This window comes from Capnocytophaga sp. CM59 (assembly GCF_000293175.1).
GTDB lineage: Bacteria > Bacteroidota > Bacteroidia > Flavobacteriales > Flavobacteriaceae > Capnocytophaga > Capnocytophaga granulosa.
The window spans coordinates 76523-97250 of the sequence record NZ_ALNN01000018.1 but is presented as its reverse complement, the minus strand read 5'-3'; the positions used below and the strand labels follow the sequence as shown (position 1 = coordinate 97250).

At 39.0% G+C, this 20728-nt stretch carries 20 protein-coding genes; 16 read left to right on the top strand and 4 right to left on the bottom strand.

Features of this window, described 5'->3' with window-relative positions; translation table 11 throughout:
- The first annotated feature begins 19 nt into the window (after positions 1 to 19).
- The 11 genes from HMPREF1154_RS06185 to HMPREF1154_RS06135 all read left to right on the top strand — a co-directional run bounded on the left by HMPREF1154_RS06185 (position 20) and on the right by HMPREF1154_RS06135 (position 10812).
- Entirely contained in the window at positions 20 to 1141 is a 1122-nt protein-coding gene (locus HMPREF1154_RS06185) for an AAA family ATPase (RefSeq protein WP_009641719.1), read from the top strand.
- Entirely contained in the window at positions 1122 to 1835 is a 714-nt protein-coding gene (locus tag HMPREF1154_RS06180) for a hypothetical protein (protein WP_157231246.1), read from the top strand. Before HMPREF1154_RS06185 ends, HMPREF1154_RS06180 begins: the two co-directional genes overlap by 20 nt.
- A gap of 100 nt (positions 1836 to 1935) precedes the next feature.
- Positions 1936 to 2226, top strand: coding sequence for a hypothetical protein (locus HMPREF1154_RS06175; RefSeq protein ID WP_034567012.1), 291 nt, complete (start codon positions 1936 to 1938; stop codon positions 2224 to 2226).
- Between the two features lie 122 nt (positions 2227 to 2348).
- Complete coding sequence (locus tag HMPREF1154_RS06170) at positions 2349 to 4655, top strand: TonB-dependent receptor (RefSeq protein ID WP_009641652.1); 2307 nt, start codon at positions 2349 to 2351, stop codon at positions 4653 to 4655.
- Positions 4656 to 4667: 12 nt separating this feature from the next.
- Entirely contained in the window at positions 4668 to 5408 is a 741-nt protein-coding gene (locus HMPREF1154_RS06165; protein ID WP_009641634.1) for a hypothetical protein, read from the top strand.
- Positions 5409 to 5436: 28 nt separating this feature from the next.
- Positions 5437 to 6366 carry a hypothetical protein gene (locus HMPREF1154_RS06160; RefSeq protein ID WP_009641646.1) on the top strand — a complete coding sequence of 310 codons (930 nt, stop codon included), beginning with the start codon at positions 5437 to 5439 and terminating at the stop codon, positions 6364 to 6366.
- 200 nt (positions 6367 to 6566) lie between these two features.
- Complete coding sequence (gene rfbA, locus HMPREF1154_RS06155; protein ID WP_009641639.1) at positions 6567 to 7439, top strand: glucose-1-phosphate thymidylyltransferase RfbA; 873 nt, start codon at positions 6567 to 6569, stop codon at positions 7437 to 7439.
- Between the two features lie 16 nt (positions 7440 to 7455).
- Positions 7456 to 8022, top strand: coding sequence for a dTDP-4-dehydrorhamnose 3,5-epimerase (gene rfbC, locus HMPREF1154_RS06150; protein ID WP_009641638.1), 567 nt, complete (start codon positions 7456 to 7458; stop codon positions 8020 to 8022).
- A gap of 7 nt (positions 8023 to 8029) precedes the next feature.
- Positions 8030 to 8899 carry a dTDP-4-dehydrorhamnose reductase gene (gene rfbD, locus HMPREF1154_RS06145; protein WP_009641711.1) on the top strand — a complete coding sequence of 290 codons (870 nt, stop codon included), beginning with the start codon at positions 8030 to 8032 and terminating at the stop codon, positions 8897 to 8899.
- Position 8900: 1 nt separating this feature from the next.
- Positions 8901 to 9923, top strand: coding sequence for a dTDP-glucose 4,6-dehydratase (gene rfbB, locus HMPREF1154_RS06140; RefSeq protein ID WP_009641661.1), 1023 nt, complete (start codon positions 8901 to 8903; stop codon positions 9921 to 9923).
- 19 nt (positions 9924 to 9942) lie between these two features.
- Positions 9943 to 10812 carry a DMT family transporter gene (locus HMPREF1154_RS06135; RefSeq protein WP_009641702.1) on the top strand — a complete coding sequence of 290 codons (870 nt, stop codon included), beginning with the start codon at positions 9943 to 9945 and terminating at the stop codon, positions 10810 to 10812.
- Positions 10813 to 10820: 8 nt separating this feature from the next.
- Here the strand turns inward: HMPREF1154_RS06135 and HMPREF1154_RS06130 are convergent, their stop codons facing one another.
- The 4 genes from HMPREF1154_RS06130 to HMPREF1154_RS06115 all read right to left on the bottom strand — a co-directional run bounded on the left by HMPREF1154_RS06130 (position 10821) and on the right by HMPREF1154_RS06115 (position 14271).
- Complete coding sequence (locus tag HMPREF1154_RS06130) at positions 10821 to 11279, bottom strand: hypothetical protein (protein ID WP_009641716.1); 459 nt, start codon at positions 11277 to 11279, stop codon at positions 10821 to 10823.
- A gap of 253 nt (positions 11280 to 11532) precedes the next feature.
- Positions 11533 to 12165 (bottom strand): hypothetical protein, encoded by a 633-nt coding sequence (locus tag HMPREF1154_RS06125; protein ID WP_034567006.1) that lies wholly within the window; start codon positions 12163 to 12165, stop codon positions 11533 to 11535.
- Positions 12166 to 12302: 137 nt separating this feature from the next.
- On the bottom strand, positions 12303 to 13874 hold the full coding sequence (locus HMPREF1154_RS06120) for an NAD(P)H-hydrate dehydratase (RefSeq protein ID WP_009641703.1): 1572 nt from the start codon (positions 13872 to 13874) through the stop codon (positions 12303 to 12305).
- A gap of 37 nt (positions 13875 to 13911) precedes the next feature.
- Positions 13912 to 14271 (bottom strand): hypothetical protein, encoded by a 360-nt coding sequence (locus HMPREF1154_RS06115; protein WP_009641685.1) that lies wholly within the window; start codon positions 14269 to 14271, stop codon positions 13912 to 13914.
- A gap of 204 nt (positions 14272 to 14475) precedes the next feature.
- Here HMPREF1154_RS06115 and HMPREF1154_RS06110 point away from each other — a divergent pair, with 204 nt between their 5' ends.
- The 5 genes from HMPREF1154_RS06110 to HMPREF1154_RS06090 all read left to right on the top strand — a co-directional run bounded on the left by HMPREF1154_RS06110 (position 14476) and on the right by HMPREF1154_RS06090 (position 20485).
- Positions 14476 to 15858 carry a TlpA family protein disulfide reductase gene (locus tag HMPREF1154_RS06110; protein WP_009641664.1) on the top strand — a complete coding sequence of 461 codons (1383 nt, stop codon included), beginning with the start codon at positions 14476 to 14478 and terminating at the stop codon, positions 15856 to 15858.
- Between the two features lie 457 nt (positions 15859 to 16315).
- A complete protein-coding gene (locus HMPREF1154_RS06105) occupies positions 16316 to 16867 on the top strand; it encodes a hypothetical protein (protein WP_009641640.1) in 552 nt (183 codons plus the stop codon).
- Between the two features lie 79 nt (positions 16868 to 16946).
- Positions 16947 to 18131 carry a hypothetical protein gene (locus HMPREF1154_RS06100; RefSeq protein WP_009641644.1) on the top strand — a complete coding sequence of 395 codons (1185 nt, stop codon included), beginning with the start codon at positions 16947 to 16949 and terminating at the stop codon, positions 18129 to 18131.
- Entirely contained in the window at positions 18128 to 19066 is a 939-nt protein-coding gene (locus HMPREF1154_RS06095) for a phosphatase domain-containing protein (RefSeq protein WP_009641671.1), read from the top strand. The genes HMPREF1154_RS06100 and HMPREF1154_RS06095 overlap by 4 nt, the downstream gene beginning before the upstream one ends.
- A 54-nt stretch (positions 19067 to 19120) precedes the next feature.
- Positions 19121 to 20485 (top strand): TlpA family protein disulfide reductase, encoded by a 1365-nt coding sequence (locus HMPREF1154_RS06090; protein ID WP_009641691.1) that lies wholly within the window; start codon positions 19121 to 19123, stop codon positions 20483 to 20485.
- Positions 20486 to 20728: the final 243 nt, after the last annotated feature.

The window sequence follows — 20728 nt, the reverse complement described above, 5'->3', positions numbered from 1 at the left end:
TACATTAAAGATCAATCCCATGTTAGCCAAATTCAAAGTATCCAATTTTAAAAGTTTTCAAGATGATTTTCAGTGGGATCTTACCTCTAGGGAAGATAGATATGATTTCAATGAAAATTGTATAAAGAATCATCTTGTTCGCAGTGCTATTGTATATGGTAAGAATGGAGTAGGAAAATCTAACTTGGGTTTTGCTATTTTTGATATAGTGGAGCATCTGACCGATAAGAGAAAGAGCGAATTGGATTATAACCATTACATGAATGCCTATAGCAAAGAAAATTATGTAGCATTCTATTACGAATTTGTGATTGATGATATAAAAATAGTGTATAAATACAGGAAAAAGGACTATAAAACCATTATCTATGAAGAATTGTTAATGGATAATGTATGTTTAGCTTATATTGATAGGCAAAAAAGTAATAAAGCACTTGTAAGGTTTAAAGGAGCGGAGACTTTAAATACTGATTTGGCTGATAACTATGAAATATCTGTGCTGAAATATGTAAAGAATAATGCGGTATTAGAGGAAAATGTGATAAATACAGTGTTCAAAAAGTTTTTACTCTTTGTAGATAGAATGCTATTCTTCCGTACGCTCAGAGATACTAACTATATAGGCCTTGAGACAAAAGAAGGTTCTATAACAGAAGATATAATCAAAAGGAATAATGTAGCTGATTTTCAAAATTTTTTAAATAGAGCAGGAATAGAATGCAAATTGAAGGTAGTCAATACGCTAAATAAGCAAGTGTTAGCTTTTGATTTTGAAAATAAGAGTATTCCTTTCTGGGATATAGCTTCCACAGGAACAGAATCTTTGGCCTTATTCTATCTTTGGTTTCAGGATATACGAGAGCAAGGGAAGGTCTCTTTCCTATTTGTAGATGAGTTTGATGCTTTTTATCATTTTGAGCTTTCCAAACTCATTGTAGAAGAACTTAAAAACACACAGGTACAGTTTGTTCTTACCACTCACAACACCTCTATAATGACCAATGATTTATTACGTCCTGATTGTTATTTTCTAATGGATAAGCGGTCAATTGTTTCTTTAGCCAATGCTACAGACAAGGAACTGAGAGAAGCGCATAATCTTGAAAAAATCTACAAAAGTAATGGATTCCACATCGCATAAAATTCTTTTTGTAATGGAGGGAGCCAAAGAGGAAGTTGTAGTAAAGAGTCTTCAGGAAAACTTCTTTGTAGGCAGAACAATGATTACTTGTGTATTTGGTACAGTAATCTACGCACTATATAATGAGATAAAGCAAGACGCTTCTTTAGATGTTTTTTCTATTTTGAAAAAGCGTATAAGGGACTTAAAGGATTATAACCGAGATACTTTCTCTGAAATTTATCTCTTCTTTGATTATGATGCACATGCCTCCAATGCTTCTCCTGTTAAGCTGGAGGCACTACTGAAAACCTTTGATAATGAGACAGAAAACGGCAAGCTCTATATCAGTTATCCTATGTTAGAGGCACTGAAGCATTACAATAATTGGCAGGATTTCAAAGATAAAATAGCAGCGTGTACACCTGATTATAAAAGGATAGTCAATAAAGAATGTGCTCAGAAGTATATTGATTTTAAGACCTATAACAAAGAGACATGGAAAGCACTTATCATGGCACATCTTTGTAAGATGAATTATATAGTGTTAGGCCTTTATCAGTATCCTATAAAATATTTCTCCCAATTACTTATTTTTGAGAAGCAAAAAGAAAAATATGCCATAACTCAAAAGAAAGTAGGTGTACTGAGTGCGATACCTATTTTCCTGTATGAGTATTATGGTATAGAGAAAACCAAAACAATTATTCTCTAAACATTCCTTGTTTTTTTCGTATTATTTTTGTAACTTTGCGCTCCCAATGAAAAAGAGGAAGCTACATATTCGTATCTTTGCTTTTTTACTGCTATTGAGCATGTTAAAAATAGCTTTTCCTGTCGGTGAATTTTTCCATAATCACCACTCAGGAAAGGAATTATGTACCTATGCACATGGTAAAAAGTGCGAACATGATACCCATATCTCGCAGGCGGAAAAGCATCACGACTGCATGTTTTTCCAGTTGCACCAAAGTTTCGTCTTTACTACTTTTGTCTATCATCTTCTATCAACGAATGATGCCCTTGTGTTTTTCTTAAAAGAAGAAAAAACACAATCTTCTTCTATTCAACTCCTCTTAAGAGGCCCTCCTTTTTATAATGTTTAATGATTCAATGATTAGTGATTAATAACCAAGTTTTCGTTAGGCTATTAATCATAGGGCATTATTGACCTTAATCATTAATCATTATTGACCTTAATCATTATTGGCATTAATCATTAATCATTATGAAAAAGCTATTAAGTCTTTTTCTATTAGCCATGGGCTTTTCCCTCTATGGGCAAGAGACCCTCAGCCTAATAGTAGAAGACAAAGCAGGGCAGCCCTTGCCCAGTGCGGTTGTCCATTTCGTAGGAAAGCACTTTGTAAGTGATACCAAAGGTAGGGTGAATATTCCCAATTTAGCCAAAGGGAAATATCCTATCAAGGTGAATTACTTAGGTTTTTTGGACTACGAGGCAATCGTTGCCATTCCTGCTGTTAATCCTTATAAAGTGGTCATGCAGGAGGAAGTCAATCAGCTTGCAGGAACAACCCTTATTGGACATGTAGCCAAACCTGTAACAGCCTCTGTGGCTATAGATAAGCCCAAGCTCCAACAGAAATCAGGCGAGGAGTTAGCCAAAGTACTCACTACAGTGGCGGGGGTTTCCATGATACAAACGGGAGCTACTATAGCCAAACCTGTTATTCATGGGCTACATAGTAACCGTATTTTGATTCTCAACAACGAGGTGCGCCAAGAAGGACAGCAATGGGGGGCTGACCATGCCCCTGAGATAGACCCTGCTGTAGCCGATAAGATTACGGTGATCAAGGGTGCCGATGCGGTGCGTTATGGCTCCGATGCCTTGGGAGGCGTAGTGGTGATTGCACCAAACCAGCTTCCTTATGGTGATGGGCTACATGGGCAGCTCTCTCCTTCCTTTGCCTCCAATGGACGAAAGTCGGCCACAACCCTCAAGCTGGAAAGTGGGCTGCCTGGGCTGCTCCACTGGGCATGGCGTGTGCAGGGAACGCTCAAGCGTTCGGGTGATGTACACACAGCCGATTATATGCTGAACAATACCGCTGCTGCCGAGGCCAACTTTTCCGCAGCTATAGGTATGCGACAGGAAGCAGGTAGTACCGAGTTGTTCTATAGTCGATATGAGAATGAGAGTGGTGTCTTTTATGGATCACATATAGGCAACTTGGATGACCTATTAGCACGCTTTGAAATTGGTCGGCCACTTACCACCTATCCTTTTTCCTATAGTATAGAAGCTCCTAAGCAGAAAGTTATACATCATCTGCTCAAGGCTAAGGCTTACTATTTTCTTCCTTTCGGAGGAAAACTCACAGCCCAATATGCTTTCCAAAAGGATATTCGACAGGAATTCAGTGTGCGCCGATTGGATAGAACGCGTATTCCAGCCCTTAATATGTGGTTAACTACCCATCTGGCGGAGGTCTTTTGGGAGAATATAGATACCCAACATTGGAAAACTTTGGTAGGAGGTAGTTTTTCCTTACAAGATAACTATAACCAACCTGGAACGGGAGTGGTACCTGTGATTCCCAACTTTGCTTCAGTGGGCTATGGGGCTTTTGCAATAGAGAAGTATCATAAGGACAATTGGAATGCTGAGGCGGGTTTGCGTTATGACTATAAGTACCTCAGTGCCGATGGCTATGATATGTATTCCCAACGCTATGGGGGCGAACATGATTTTCATAATATCACCTATAGCTTAGGGGGAGCATGGCAGGCAACTCCTCACATGGCACTCAGTAGCAACATAGGCGTGGCCTGGAGAGCACCTCAGGTCAACGAACTCTATAGCAGTGGCTTGCATCACGGAGCGGGGACTTATAATCTGGGTGAGGCCTCACTGAGTCCTGAAACAGGCGCCAAATGGATTACCTCTCTAAGCTATACCCACCCAGAGAGAGGTATATATCTTACAGCCGATGCCTATGTACAGCTCATTAAGAACTATATCTATGACTATCCTACAGGGGAGACACGCACCTTGTTCTCTGGGGTATATCCTATATTCCAGTATACCCAAGCCGATGCCCTCTTCCGTGGAGTTGATATAGATGCTTCACTAAGGCTTGCTCAGTGGGGAGCGTTCGCTCAGCGTCTTTCCTATGGACTACGGGGGGCGGTAGTCTTTGCCAATGAGCTAAAGACAGATAGGTATTTCCCTTTTATACCTGCCCCACGCCTGAGCCAGTCTTTGGAATGGAAAGCCCAACCCAAAGGCTTATTTCAGACTTTGGAAGCAAGTATAGGCCATACCTTTGTAGCCAAGCAGACGCGCTTTGAGCCTTCTCAGGAACTGGTAGCCACCACCCCCGATGCCTATCATCTCTTTGAGGCAGCCATAGGAGGTACCATAGCCATAGCAGAGCAGCAGACCCTCTCGGTACGGCTCTCCTGTGAAAACCTTTTCAATCAGCTATATAAGGAATACACCAATCGTTTCCGCTATTACGCCCACGACTTAGGGCGCAATGTATATCTGAGGTTGAATTATAATTTTTAATTTAGAAATAAAATGAAAAGAATATTACATTATTTAAAAGCTATTAGTCTGGTAACTTTACTATGTTTTGTTATGGATAGTTGTAGTAAAGATAACACCAAACCTGCCCCTCCTACTGATGAAACAAAGGATAGAGGACATGAAATGCCTGATAGGGTACAGTTTGTTATTACAGATTTGACTACAAAACAAGTACAAGAACGTATAGCAGACAAATCACCCAAAGGAATAGTGTATAATATAACGGAACCTATCAAATGGCAAATAGGACATCAGTACCGTTTTGAAATAGTGTATTACAACAATGGTTCACGGATGAATCATGAGTTTGTAAATGATCAAATGGCACCAATTCACCAACACTTCTTTCAGTTATACCAGGGTAACTACCCCAAAAATGAAGAAGGAAGAACAGCTATGGTAACCGCTATGAACAAAATGGTAAGTTATCAGTATCAAGATACGGATCCGGAAAATGCTAACTATGGAGAACAAGGAGTAACTTTACGTTTGCGTAAGTGGGATGGAAAGAATCCAAAGCAACCCGACCCAATTGGACTAAAAGGGGTCTTTTATATCAAGGATGAAGCTACAACTGGAGACTATCAATTACGTATCAAGTTGGCTCACTTCCTTATAGCTAATAAACTTAATCCTAAAACGCAAGAGGAACGTCCTTATAATATAGTGGAGTATTCTAATGCCTTTCAATTAGACTCGGATATGACACTTCCTATTCAAATCATACATTAAATTATAAACCCTTTAAATATTAAGAACGATGAAAAAAGTATATCACATCTTAAAAATCAGTTTGTTTCTGCTATTTGTAGTAGTAACACTAAATGCTTGTAATAAAGAAGAAAGCACAACCAATACGTCAGATCTTGCATGGAGCAAGCTTGAAGTACGTTTTACCAAAGGACATTCTCATGGATATTTTCATGGGAATCCTGATTATCCTGTAAAATATCTTAAAACAGTACAACGTTTCTATTTTGAGAACAAAAATGGGGTAATAACACCCGCTGCTGATAACCCTACTGCTATTCGTTGGGAAGGGGCTAATGTACAAGAAGACCATCATGATGATGGCGATGAAGAAGATCATGATCATGATCACCACCACCACCATAGTACAGGAGTGAGCTTATATGGTATAGAACTTATTTTCTATGATAAAGATGGTAAGCGTGTTAATACACAACTAAGTACAGGCGAAGCTCCTAAACACTATCAATTCTTCTTTAAGGCAGATAATTTTGCAGCTATAGCAGATAATACTACAGTACCTACCCAAGCAGAGGCACTTGATTACAAATATCGAGATACCAATCCTGAAGATCTCTATATTAAAGGAGGAAAAAATATTGATAAGAATCCCAATGCTCCTAAAGGAGTGCTTAGAGACGAAAAAATAGGTCTAAAAGGCTTCTTTGAGGTTAAAAGAACCTATATAAATTTTGATTTACATATTATATTAGGTTATTTTGATTCTAAACCAGCTGATCTAAGTTATAATATAGTACCTGCTAATAAAAAATTAGATATAAAAATTCCTATCCATATCTATACAGATATTCTGCAGGAAGATAAATTAGTGCAAGATGCTATGCGTGAGTTTGGAGCAACTAAGGAGGAAATAGAAAAAGACCAAAATGATATTTTAGCCTCTGATCTTTCTCCTGAAAGTAGTGGTACCTTCTTATAAATAGACTCAAAAGGATAAAAGTACAGAGTATATATTGTAGGGGCGAATGACAATTCGCCCTTACTGTTTTTAGTCCTAACTCTAAAAGACCAAATACTAATCATTAATCAGTTATTAAAGAATCTTAATTTTATTCATAAATAAAACTTAAACTTAGCTACTAATTCATTTTTTTATTTTACTTTTGCGAAAAATTCGGTATGAAAGGAATTATTTTAGCAGGAGGTTCAGGCACAAGGCTTTACCCTATCACCAAAGGGGTTTCCAAGCAGTTGCTACCTATCTATGATAAACCTATGATTTACTATCCGTTATCGGTGCTTATGCTCTCTGGTATTAGAGATATACTCATTATAACTACCCCTGAGGATGCCGCAGCTTTCCATCGTTTGCTTGGAGACGGAAGTCAATGGGGACTTAATCTTTCTTATGCTGTACAGCCTTCACCTGATGGTTTGGCGCAGGCCTTTATCATCGGAGAGGAATTTATCGCAGGGGATGATGTGTGCTTGATCTTAGGAGATAATATCTTCTATGGACAGTCCTTTTCTCAAATGCTCTCTCAGGCAGTAGTCAATGTGCAAGAGGAGCAAAAGGCAACCGTCTTTGGCTATTATGTAAAAGATCCTGAGCGCTATGGCGTGGCTGACTTTGATGCGGAAGGTAATGTTCTTTCAATAGAAGAAAAACCTAAAGATCCAAAGTCCAATTATGCTATTGTAGGCCTATATTTCTATCCTAACAAAGTGGTAGAGGTAGCCAAACAGATAAGGCCTTCTGCACGAGGAGAATTGGAGATTACTTCAGTAAACCAAGCATTCCTCCAAGCAAAAGAACTTAAAGTGCAACTCCTGGGTCGTGGTTTTGCTTGGCTGGACACAGGTACACATGATTCTCTGACCGAGGCAACCAACTTTGTAGAGACCTTGGAAAAACGACAAGGATTGAAAATCTCTTGTTTGGAAGAGATTGCTTACCGAAAAGGTTGGATTAGTAAGGAAAAGCTCAAGGAACTGGCCCAGGAGCTCTCTAAGAATGGTTATGGGCAGTATTTGTTAGACTTAGTAAAATAAATCTAAATAGCTAAAAATGAATATTATACAGACAGATATAGAAGGAGTTGTTATCATAGAACCCAAAGTCTTTGCCGATGAGAGGGGCTATTTCTTTGAATCTTTCTCTCAGCAAAGATTTATAGAAAACGTGTGTAGTACCACCTTTGTGCAAGACAACGAATCCAAATCTACCTATGGGGTACTTAGAGGCTTGCACTTTCAAAAGCCACCTTATGCACAGTCTAAACTTGTTAGAGTAGTTAGTGGTGCCGTATGGGATGTAGCAGTAGATATACGCGAAGGGTCGCCTACCTTTGGGCGTTATGTAGGGGTAGAGCTTACAGGGGAGAACAAGAGACAGTTCTTTATACCGCGCGGTTTTGCTCATGGTTTTGTAGTGCTAAGTCCAGAGGCAGTTTTCCAATATAAGTGTGATGCTTATTATGCACCCGCCCATGAGGGTAGTGTTCTTTGGAGCGATGCGACTATTGCCATAGATTGGAAAATTCCAACAAAAGATATCATTCTGTCTGAAAAAGACAAGCAAAGTCCTCTTCTAAAGGGAGCTTGGTTATTTGATTACAAAGAAAAATTATATTAAAACATATATGAAAAATATACTCATCACAGGAGCAAGTGGACAACTTGCTATGGAAATTCACCAAGAATTACCTAAGTCCGCTACAAATCACTATATTTTTACCACAAGAAATGAGTTGGACGTAACCAATGTAGACAAGATCAATGCTTTCTTTAAAAAGCATAACATAGAGCTTGTGATCAATTGCGCTGCTTATACCAATGTCAATGGTTCTGAGATAGATAAAGAAACAGCCAACTTGGTCAATCACTTGGCTGTAAAAAATATCGCCCAAGCGTGTACAGAACACAAGAGCGCTTGTATTCACCTCTCTACCGATTATGTATTTGCAGGAGATAAGAATACCCCTTATACAGAAACCGATGCCACTTCTCCTCTAGGAGCTTATGGACAAACGAAGTTATTGGGAGAGAGTGCGTTGCAACATTCCGATATTGATTTCTTAATCCTAAGAACCTCTTGGCTTTACTCTGCCTTTGGAAACAATTTTGTAAAAAATATCTTGCGTATCAGCAAAGAACGCAAAGAACTCAAAGTGGTATTTGATCAGGTAAGTACACCTACTTATGCCAAAGACTTAGCACGCTTTATTATCTTTGTGATTGAAAATAAGCTATATAGGGGCAGACAAGATGTATATCACTTCTCTAATGAAGGGGTGTGCTCTTGGTACGATTTTGCTGTAGAAATACTCAAGCTTGCCGGTAGCGATTGCAAGGTAATTCCTTGTAGAACAGAAGATTTCCCAACACCTGCAGCGCGTCCTGCCTATTCTGTATTGGATAAAAACAAACTCAAAACGGATTTCAATTTCTTCATTCCTTACTGGAGAGATTCTTTAATATCCTTGATGTCTCAAAATACCTCATTAATATAATATGAAGCATATTTTAATCACTGGCGGAGCAGGCTTTATCGGGGCTAACTTCGTAGTGTATTTTGCACAGAAATATCCCGATTATCATTTGGTAAATTTAGACAAACTCACTTATGCAGGGGATTTGGCTAACCTTACCGAGGTAGAACATGCTCCTAACTATACTTTTGTAAAGGGGGATATCTGTGATAGAAAACTCATAGAGTCTCTCTTTAAGCAATATGATTTCCAAGGAGTGATTCACTTTGCAGCCGAATCACATGTGGATAACTCTATTGCTAATCCTGATGCATTTATCACCACCAATATACATGGGACTTTTACCCTCTTGGATGTAGCACGGCACCACTGGATGGAGGCTCCTTTTGTAGTCAAAGAAGCCTACAAAGGGGCGCGTTTTCACCATATCTCTACCGATGAGGTATATGGTACTTTGGGGGAGATAGGTCTCTTTACCGAGACAACTCCTTATGCGCCTAATTCACCTTATAGTGCCTCCAAAGCCTCTTCGGACATGATTGTCAGGGCTTACTTCCATACTTATGGTATGAATGTAACTACTTCCAATTGCTCTAATAACTATGGGCCTAAGCAGCATAAGGAAAAACTGATTCCTACTATTATTCGCAAGGCCCTACAGGGAGAAGCTATTCCTATCTATGGAGATGGAAAGAATGTGCGCGACTGGCTTTATGTCTTAGACCATTGTACAGGGATAGACTTAGTCTTCCACAAAGGAAGAGCAGGGGAGACCTATAATATAGGCGGGCGCAACGAACGTGATAACCTCTTTATTGCAGGGCATATCTGTGAATTGTTAGATCAAAAACGCCCCTTGGCAGAAGGCAAGTCTTACAAAGACCTGATTACCTTTGTCAAAGACCGTGCGGGACACGACCGTCGCTATGCTATTGATGCTACCAAACTCGAAACCGAACTTGGCTGGCGTGCTCAGGAAAACTTTGAAACAGGGATTGTCAAGACCATTGATTGGTACCTCTCTTATTTTAAGGATTTGCTATAGCCACAGTGGCTTTTTTATTATGAAAGATATTGTCAAAGGCTACTTATGTGCCTTTATCTCGGCATTTACCTATGGACTGATTCCGCTTTTTATGATTCCTATCAAGAAAGCGGAAGCATTCTCGGTAGATGCCACTCTTTTTTACCGCTTCCTAATCGCCAGCGGATCTATTCTCTTATTTCTTTTCTATCAGAAGGAAAGGCTTCGTATAAGTTTTCGTGAAGGACTTATTATGAGTGTCTTGGGCTTGCTCTATGCGCTTTCAGCAGAGTTTCTATTCTTAGCTTATGACTACCTCAGCCCAGGGATTGCTTCTACTATCTTTTTCTGTTATCCGATTATTGTAGCTTTGGTATTAGTGCTCTTCTATAAGGAGAGGATTACCTTGCCAACAATACTCTCTCTACTCTTGGTAGTGGTCGGGGTAGGAGTGCTGAGTATCAAGGAGGGGGCTGTTATCAACTATATAGGGTTGGGTATCTCTTTGCTTGGTGCTTTGGTATATGCGCTTTATATCTTAATTATCAATAAGGTACGTATAGAAGCCTCAGGAGTGAAAGTCTCTTTCTATTCCATGTTGTTTTCTTCGCTGTATTTCTTAGTCAAAGCGCTTATCTTGGGAAGAAGCATTGCGATTCCTTCCTTATCCTTAGCAGGAGACATTACTTTATTTGCCCTTGTTACTACGTCCCTTTCCTTAGTAGCCTTAGTGTATGCAGTACGCTATATAGGCTCTACTCCTACGGCGATTATGGGGGCCTTTGAGCCTATTGTGGCGGTACTTATCAGTGTGGGACTCTTCGGAGAAGCACTTACCTCCTCCTTGGTGATAGGCGGTGTGGTTATCATCACTGGGGTACTGATAGATATTGTCTTTAGAAAGCATTAAATAAGGCACTAACATTCTTCTGGATAAAAAGTCCAACCTTTTAGTTTCTCCTTCTTATACTTCTTCATAAAAGCTTCCTCTACCCATATGCTACGAAGGCTATCCTTGTTATAGAAAAAAGTGCCTTCTTTAGAGTGATTCGTGATATGTAGTAACTTGTGCTCTGTTTCTATAAGGGTATTATTGGAATATATCTTCGCAGGCACCCACTCAAATGTCCCTGAACACTGTTTTTCAAAGAAATCCATAGCTCTTTTGTTTAGCAAATAGATATAGACTTTATCAATGGATATACAATCCCATTTGGCAGCAATAGCTTCGAAGTCAGTAAAGTCAATCCGAATGTTCAAGTGTATAGGTTCAGGATCTTCGAACATAATATAATCGGCAATAGAACCTTTTACAGACTGAAAAGCACCGTATGCTCTACTTGGGTAATTGTTGGAAGTGCTTATGGTATATAGCATTTTTCTAGGTATTTGATTGTTAATGAGAGTTATATTGTATAGTATACTCAATAATCTATCTGTTCTGTGTTTTTAAAATGGTGTCCATATCTTTTTCAGTTAATTCAATAACACCTTATGAGGTGTATGTAACAGTACTTTTATAAGTATGCTTTCATTTATAAGATTTTGTAAAAAAAATAGACGTTAGAGAATAGTGTTATTTATGTTATAATATTTTTGATTCTATTTGCTGTATATTACCAAGTATAAGCTACGAACTTACGCTATCATAAGAGTCTTTAAGTTCTTGTTCTAATTTGTGAATTGTGTTTAAGTAAATCTCTATAGAATAATCACTCATTTTTGTTGTATTTATATGGTTTTCTAAGATAGTTAATAACTCTTTTGTTACTTGGAGAGGAATTTTTTCTTTAGTAGATAATACTTTTTTTACTTCTGTATGAAAATTTTCAATTGATTTCTTTTTAGGGCTTATATTAGGTATCGAAATCAAATAGTTCCATCTTCCCTTCCAAGAGCTATATTGAGGGAAAGAGGAAATGTTTAATGATACATAGTAATTTACCTTTTTGAGAGTGGTAGATTCCTTAAAGAAATTAAAAACCTTGTCAGAAGGATATAGCTTATATCGCCAAACCATATTCCCTATACTTGATATAATATTAATTAGCATACATGTATTGGTTGAGAATGTTTTCCCTATGGCAACTAAGTGTTCCGCCAAAATAGCGTCTGTTAGTATGGGAATGTAGAATGTAGAAAACTCTTTTCTTGGGAATCTTTCAAAAGCAGACGTTATTTTTTCCAAATCCTCCTCATTATATGATTTCCAAAGGTATAATTTATCCCTTAAGTCTTCTAATATCTTTATTTTCTGTTGCATAAAAGTTACTTTTTGATTGATATAGTCATTCAAAATATTCGTCAAATTCACTCATATTTCTCTGTATTTAAAAGAGGAACGCCGATAATAGAAAGGATTATCGGCGTTGTAAATTATTAATCATTAGTCATTAGTCATTAACTAAGGAAATCAATGATGTCGCTAGCAATCATGGTACTTTTCTTGGTATTCCTTACATAGGTATCGGCGGCTTTTCCGTGGATATATACTCCCACAATAGCGGCATTGAGTGGTGTATATCCCTGAGATAGAAGCCCCGTGATGACCCCTGTAAGCACATCACCACTACCTGCGGTGGCAAGGGCAGGGTTTCCGGTGGAGTTCACCCAGAAGTGCTCCCCATCGGTAATCATGGTGAAAGCTCCTTTGAGCACCAAGATGATTTTGTGTTTCTTGGCAAACTCTTTGGCTTTTGCTTGGCGGTCAAGGTCATCAGACCATTTGCCAATGAGGCGTTCCAATTCCTTGGGGTGTGGAGTGAGGATCGCATTTTTAGGGAGTGCACGCTGTAGGTCTTCGCTGGAAGCAACAAGATTAAGTGCATCGGCATCAATAACAAATGGTACATTAGGGAATGTTCTAAGCAGGGCGGCTAAAGTTCCCTGTGCATAGGCGGAAGTCCCCATACCTATACCTATACCTATAGCATTGGGAGAGAAAGGAATATCAGTAGGGGCAAGTTCTTCTTCTTGGGAGGAGGTCAGCACCATAGCCTCTGGTAGGGCAGTTTGTGCGATTTGATAGCCACACTTAGGCAACAGTAGGGTGAGCAGGCCTGCACCACTACGTAGGGTGGCCTTGCCACTAAGTACAGCGGAGCCTATCTTGCCATAGCTGCCTCCTACGATAAGGGCATGGCCATAGGTGCCTTTGTTGGTAAAGCGGTGGCGGGTACGTAGTAGGCGCTTGAGTTCTTTCTCCGTAGTATAGTCGTATTCGGTATTGACTTCCTTGAGATAATCAAAGGAGAGGGGCAGTGGTAGTACTTCCCAATAGGGGATATAGCGTCCTGTTTGTGGAAGAAGGAAGGGGAGCTTGGGCGCAAAGAAAGTTAGTACCACATGAGGAGTTACAAATACATCTTTGTCTTCTCTATCACCGCCTAAGAAGAGACCTGAAGGTACATCTATACTGATGATGAGTCCTTTTTGGCGGTTGATTTCTTCAAAAACGCGTTGTACCCAAGGGGAAACCTTACGAGAGAGACCTATACCAAAGATAGCATCAATGGTGATAGGCTGGGTACCATTGTATTTGTTAGCGACAAAGTCTTCAAAGCCCTTAGCGGGTTTGCCCTTGATGGGTTGGAAGTGTTTGTCGTTGGCTTGTAGATAGTCTTCGGAGGTTGTAGGCTGGGAGACGGAGGTGATTTCTACCTGAGGGAAATTTTCCTTAAGCAGTTCTAAGTTTTTGGTAAAGTCAGCCGAATGAATTTCGCTAAAAGGAACAATAGTTACTTTTACTTTTTTACCAGCTTGCGAAAGTAGGCGTGCCAGCGCTAGGCCATCGCCGCCATTATTGCCTACCCCTGCATAGATATGGTAAGGGTTATCATTGGGAAGGTTTTTCTTGATCCATGCCATAAGGTTATTGGCGACTCTTTCCATCTGATCCCAAGAGGTAATTTGTTGTTCCTCAATAGTGTGCTCGTCCGCAGCGCGCATTTGCTCATTAGTAAGTATTTTCATAAGTGAATTATTTAAAGAATTAGTAAAATGTTCTTTGTCAAAGGGTTAAGTAATCGATATCTCTAAAATAAGATAGGATCGCTTCCTTGAGTAGCACTTGTTGTTCCTGCTCTGTCAAGCTCAGGTGATCCTTTACTCTTTTATAAAAAGGCCAACCTTCCTTGTCTTTGTACTCCAAAAAGTAATATCCAAAAGGAGCTAGTACGCAGCAAGTGGCTATATGAATAAGGTTGATTTTGTCCTCCTTGGAGAAGACCTCATGAGGTTTTCCAAGTTCTTGAATACCAATCAAATAGAGGATTCTATCTATATCTAACTGCATAGGCAGAGAGAAGTCCTCCTTGAGCTTTTGGGTGAGGATTTCCCACTGCTGACTAAGTGTTTTTTCAGTTGTCACAGGGTTGTTCTAAGGGAGAGCAAATATACTAATTTTTATGCAATTTAAAGATATGAACAGTTTTTATAATTTTGTTAAAAACTTTTACTTATTGATAATCAATTGGTTAAAGGTGTATGTGAAATTATTTTTTATCTATTGTTGGTGTTTTCAATTTTTTTTTATAATTTTGTAGTTCAGTTTAGAACATAGAAAAAGAAGAACATGAAAAAAATTGTTACAAGTATAGCTGTTATTAGTTTGCTCGCTGCTTGTGGCGAAAAAGCTGCTGAGGGGAAGGTTGATTATGCAGTACTCTCTGGTAAAGTTTCCTCTGTAGATGCCAAAGGGGAAAACCAAAAATTACTTCTATTACAGAATGATGAGGTTGTAAAGGAGATTCCTGTACAGGCCGATGGTACTTTCCGTGATACCATTCGCGAAATCGGAGACAATCATTTCTACTATCTTGTAGAGAATCCTGCAGTACAGACGCCTCTCTATCTGGCCAATGGTACCAATATGGAGCTTACGCTTAACGAAGAAGTGAGCAAGACCATGGTGTCTGGTAGCCAGACTAAGCAGACCCAATATTTAATAGAGCGTAATAGCTTTATTAATGACCGAATCAATGGGGCTGATTCCAACCTCTTTGGGCAAAAACCACAAGAATTTAAGGAAAATGTCAAGGCTTTCTTTGCAGAACTTGACAAAAAACTAAAGGCTTACGGCTTTGACGAAGAGTTTGTAAAGAACCAAGAGAAATGGACAAACTACAAGTTCGTAGAATACCTAACTATATTCCCTACTTATCACAGATATACCTCTGGCAATGAAGCTATTTTGCCTGATGATTTCTATGCAGAAAGAGATGGTATTGACTATGACAATGCTGAAGAGTTCCGCACTATAGATACTTATCGTGATTTAGTGCGTAGTAAATTCTATACCATTATTAATAATCCTAATGATGCAGAGAATATAAAGAAATTTATCTCTGAGGTGAATGCTTTGAAATCCGACAATATCCGTGCTGATTTGGCTAAGGGGACTTTTCAATTAATCTCACCTAATAGTACAGTGAACAAGGAAATATTTGATTTTATCAATAAGAATGTAACTGATGAAAAGGTGAAAGAAGCTGCCAAAAAAGCCTATGATGTAGCTACCAAGCTAACCTCAGGCAGTCCTTCTCCTAAGTTCTCTAACTATGAAAACTTCAACGGAGGTACTACCTCTTTGGACGATTTCAAAGGTAAAGTAACTTATATAGATATATGGGCTACTTGGTGCTTACCTTGTCGTGGAGAAATTCCTGCTCTTAAGGAATTAGAAAAGAAATTCCATGGCAAAGATGTTGCTTTTGTAAGCATTTCTATAGATCAGAACAAAGATGAATGGAAAGAGTTCGTTAAGAGCGAAGACCTAAAAGGGGTACAACTTTTTGCTGAAAATGCTTTTGAGTCTCAGTTTATCCAAGACTATGGTATCCGCCAAATTCCTACTTTTATTATCATAGACAAAGAAGGTAAAATCGTTAATGCTGATGCACCACGTCCTTCAAGCGATGAGATCACAGGTCTCTTAGAAGGATTATTGAAAAAGTAATAGACATAATTTTTATACCTAATAAGAAGGCTGTCCTCCAAGGGCAGTCTTTTTTTTCGGAGAAAAGTAAAAAGTAAAAAAGGTAAATAATGTGAGTTCGATATAACGAAAGCTCCCACAGATTTTCACGGATTTCACAGATTTTCTATGTTTGTGTAATTGTGCTGTTGTGATTTTCACAGATTTTTATAAGGCCAAAGGCCTTATTTATCCGTGGAAATTAAGGAGTTATACTTAGTTGTTGTATCATTCTCTCCGTGAAAATCCGTGGAATCTGTGGGAGAAAAATATAATTTTGCTTACGTCGAACTCACGTTAAATAGGTTCAGTATTCTAGTGAGGTATCTAAACTCCTGTATTCCTCTACTTCTAATAGTTAAAAAACATCTAAATTTTTGCTTATGCAAAAACATTGCGCAGCGACATCGTATCTTTGCACACGTAAAACAAAGAACTCATGTTTGAAAAACAGCTAATCTCTCAGGCTTTTCCTTCTTATCTGAATCAAGATGCCGCCATATTGGTCGATTTCCTTATCAAAAGAGAAGCTTGCTTTGAAGAAGTCTTAGCAGAAGAGAGGGTAGTACTCAAGGGTGAGCGTCTTATCATTCCTAAGAGAGTGTATTTTGGTCAATACCATACACAATCTCTTACTTATTTGCAGGAGATGATGCTCAATTGCTTGTATCTGTGTCATCATAATGGTTTCCTTAGGGAAGCCTATCTTAGGAAGGTTTTGCAAGCAAAAGAGGATTTTACCTTACCCTATATAGCTTTGTTATTCGGTGACTATGTGTATGAAATATTAGAGGTACTTGCGAAAAGTCTTTCCAATAAGAATAAGGAAAAACTCAGGAACTTTTTGACTGAAAACCCTCTTTTCAAAAAACGGATAGAGAGTCGTATGGTTAGCTATTGGGATTGTTATTATAGAGCGCTTTACCCCAACCTAAAAGAATATATAGGATATCAACTTTTGAAAATTACTAACTCAAGTTTCGTAAGTTAGTTGACAATATGGATGCTAGAAAATTACATGGTATACGAATCTTTTACTTTTTACCTTATTACTTTTTACTTTATATAACATGGAAGATAAAACTTTACTCAAAAAACGTATAGATTGGTTTTGTAGGAACAAAATCAATGCCTTTTCCCCAACCATTTCTCCAGCACCTAAGTCAGTGGAGCGCAATGAGATAGAGAGTCTTTATGAGGGGCTATTATGGTTTGTCCGCAATGGCATACATGAGGTGGTCATTGAGAAAAAATACATGGGTTCCTATTGTGATATTTACCTACATAAGCACTTGGAAGATAGCTATTTGGTAAGTAGGAATGGGTATAAAATCACTTATTTGGACAGGGAAAAATGGCTTGCTGCCTTACGTCCCTTGCATGCTCGTCTTTCTTGGGAGGGAGTGACGCTAAGGATTATCCAATCAGAGCTGATGCCTTGGTCAGTCTTAGGGAAAGGCCTTATAAACAACGAGTTTGCAGCTTATTATATCTCTCATGAGATACATGCCAATTATTTGGAACAGAGTTCTTTGTATGACAAGCTCCATAAGATACAGCAGACTCCTGAGTATCAGGCTTTCGTCTTAGATGCTAAGGTGCTTTCTGACAAGGAGTTGAAGGAGAAATATCCCAACCATATCATTCGCCAATACCAGTCAGTACGTGATTTCAAGTTCTTGGATTTGCCGCACTACCAGCAGCAAATAGCGCTTTTTAAGCGGCAATTGGATATCTTTGGTAAGGAAGCCGAACTTTTCTTCAAGCCTTTCAATATCCTAAAGGAGGTACACAGTGATGGTACGGAGCACTTTGTTAATGACAATCTTAGTTTCCGTCAGGTCAATGATGATGAATGCTTACATTACCTTTTCACTGATGAGGCAGACTTTCAGGCTAAGTACCCAGAGATACGTGCTTGGGTGGACAAGGTCAATCAGAGTGACGAGGAGGGAGTGGTCATTAAGCCACGTACGGCTTTCCTCCCTAGCATGCCTCCTGCTTTTAAGGTACGTAATAATGATTACCTAACCTTAGTCTATGGGGTGGATTTCCAAGATAGACTACAAGAGCAGATCGCCAAGAGAAACATCAAAGGGAAGCTCCGTTGTTCTATCAATGACTGGGCAATCAATGCCAAGCTACTGGCTATTCCTTATAGTGAGTTACATGAGGAAAACTACGAACTGAAAAACTTAGTGCTTGACCGTATATTAGGTGAAGAAATAGAAAACCAATTAGATAGCAGACTATGAGTACCAAAAATAATCCCCATTACTTTCCTAAACTCCTTATTCTGGTGGGAGCACCAGGGTCAGGTAAATCTACCTTCGCGCGCTACTTTATCCGTACCGAGGACAATTGGGTACGGGTCAATCGTGATGATTTCCGCCTAATGCAGTTTGGCGATACTCTTATGTCGCCTTTCTATGAGGAACGTATTACCAAGATGGTAGAGGCTTCCGTTATTACACTTCTGAAACATCATACCAATGTGATTATAGATGCGACCAACTGTTCTTTGCGTACCCTTGAAGATATGATACATGCCTACACCGAGTATGCTGATATTTCTTTCAAAGTCTTTGATCTCTCGGTGGAGGAGCTAGTCAAGCGTTGTGATAAGCGTTGCGAACAAACGGGTAAGTTTATCCCCAAGAGTGCTATAGAAAAGCATGTAACCCAATTGCAATATACCAAGGAAAAGTTTGATTTTAAGTCGATTCCCCGAGCAGTGAAGGAGGCTACTCTTACTTATGCCACGCAGGATAGCTCTTTGCCCAAGGCCATAATTTGTGACTTGGACGGTACGCTTTCCTTGCTCAATGGTCGAGACCCTTATGATGCTTCCTCAGCTGATGAAGATGGGCTTAATGCCCCTGTAGCAAGTGTACTTGCTATGGCCAAAGCACAGGGTTACAAGGTGATCCTCCTTTCAGGGCGAGAGCAGCTCTACAGAGAGCCTACCGAGCGTTTTCTTTTGAAACACCAAATCGCCTATGACCTACTACTCATGCGTACGACCAATGATTATAGAAAGGACAATGTGATCAAAAAAGAACTTTTCCAACAGGAAATAGCGGGTAAGTACTTCATAGAGTTCCTTTTAGATGACCGCAACCAAGTCGTGGATATGTGGCGCAAGGACTTACACCTGCCTTGTTTTCAGGTGAATTATGGGGATTTTTGATAGTAATTAGTGACCTGTTTAGAATTATAAAATATTAAAATACAAATAAATAAGATGAAAAAAATCATTACAAGCCTAACAATAATAGGCCTAGTAGTTGCTTGTGGTAAAAAGACTGAGCAACCTAAAGCTGATTATGCCGTGATCTCAGGAAAGGTATCGGTTACTGAAAACGAGAAATTACAGCTTGTCCACAATAACGAGGTGATTAAGGACATTGCTATAGCTCCTGATGGTACTTTCCGTGATACCATACGCGCAATAACCGACAATCATGCTTATTATCTCTTTGAGAACCCAGCATTGTTAGTACCACTTTATTTAGATAAAGGAACCCAAATAGAATTCACACTCAACCAAGATCTCTCCAAGGTTACTCTCTCTGGTACTCAAGCTGATCAAACCCAGTACTTTATAGAGAGAGAACTCTTTGTCAATGATAAAATATTCCGTTCCGATGGTGCCCTATTCAAGCAAGAACCACAGACTTTTAAGGAAAGCCTTAAAAAGTTCTTTGCTGAACTCGAAACCAAGTTGAAGAGCTATAACTTTGATGAGGATTTTGTGAAAAACCAGCAAAAATGGATCCAATATAAGTATATAGGGGCACTAACGGATTATCCTAGTTCGCATGAGTCCTTCTCAGGCAACCAACCCTCTCTACCTCAGGATTTTTTTGCCGAGAGAGACCAAGTAGATTTTGATAATGCTAAAGAATATGAGACCGACGAGGCTTATAGGGATTTGGTACAAGGTAAATATTATTCTCAGCTAAGTGATGCCTCCGATCCAGAACAAGTAGGAAACTTTATAAAACTTGTATCAGCGCTTAAGTCCGAAAATATTCGTGCCGATTTTGCCAAAGAATTGGCTACCCTAATTCTCCCAGGCAATACCAAAAACAAAGAGGTATTGGATTTTGTAGTTGCCAATGTAAAGGATGAAAAAGTAGCTAAGGAGGCGCAAGAGACTTATGACAAGATTACAAGGCTCGCTGTAGGCGCACCCTCTCCTGTTTTTACAGGCTATGAAAATATCAATGGAGGTACCTCTTCACTCTCTGATTTCAAAGGAAAACTAGTATATGTAGATGTATGGGCTACCTGGTGCCGCCCTTGTTTGGCTGAAATTCCTGCACTAAAGGCTTTACATGACAAGCTCAAAGGGAAGAATATTGAGTTTGTAAGTATCTCTATAGACGAGGACAAAGAGGCTTGGCGTAAGGCCGTAAAGGAAAAACAGCTCAAGGGAGTACAACTCATAGCCGACAAAGCTTTTGATTCTCAGTTTATTCGTGACTATGCGATCAACCAAATTCCTACCTTCCTTATCATAGACAAGCAGGGTCATATTGTCAATCCCAATGCCCCCCGCCCCTCTGACCCTGATATAGAGAAAATTTTGACAGATAAAAAGTAAAGGGTAAATAATGTAAATCAATAACTAAAATATAATTTACTAACTTTTTAACACGCAGTAAATTGCGTTTCTATGCTAACGCTGGCTAAGACAATTTTTTGCTTAGTATAGTCTTCCGTAGAGACGCAATTTATTGCGTCTTAACTAACCCCTAACCTCTAATCATTATTCACTAATCCCTAATCTTTATTCATAACCTCTAATCACTAAATTTAACATTCTAAAAGGTTATAATTAAATAAA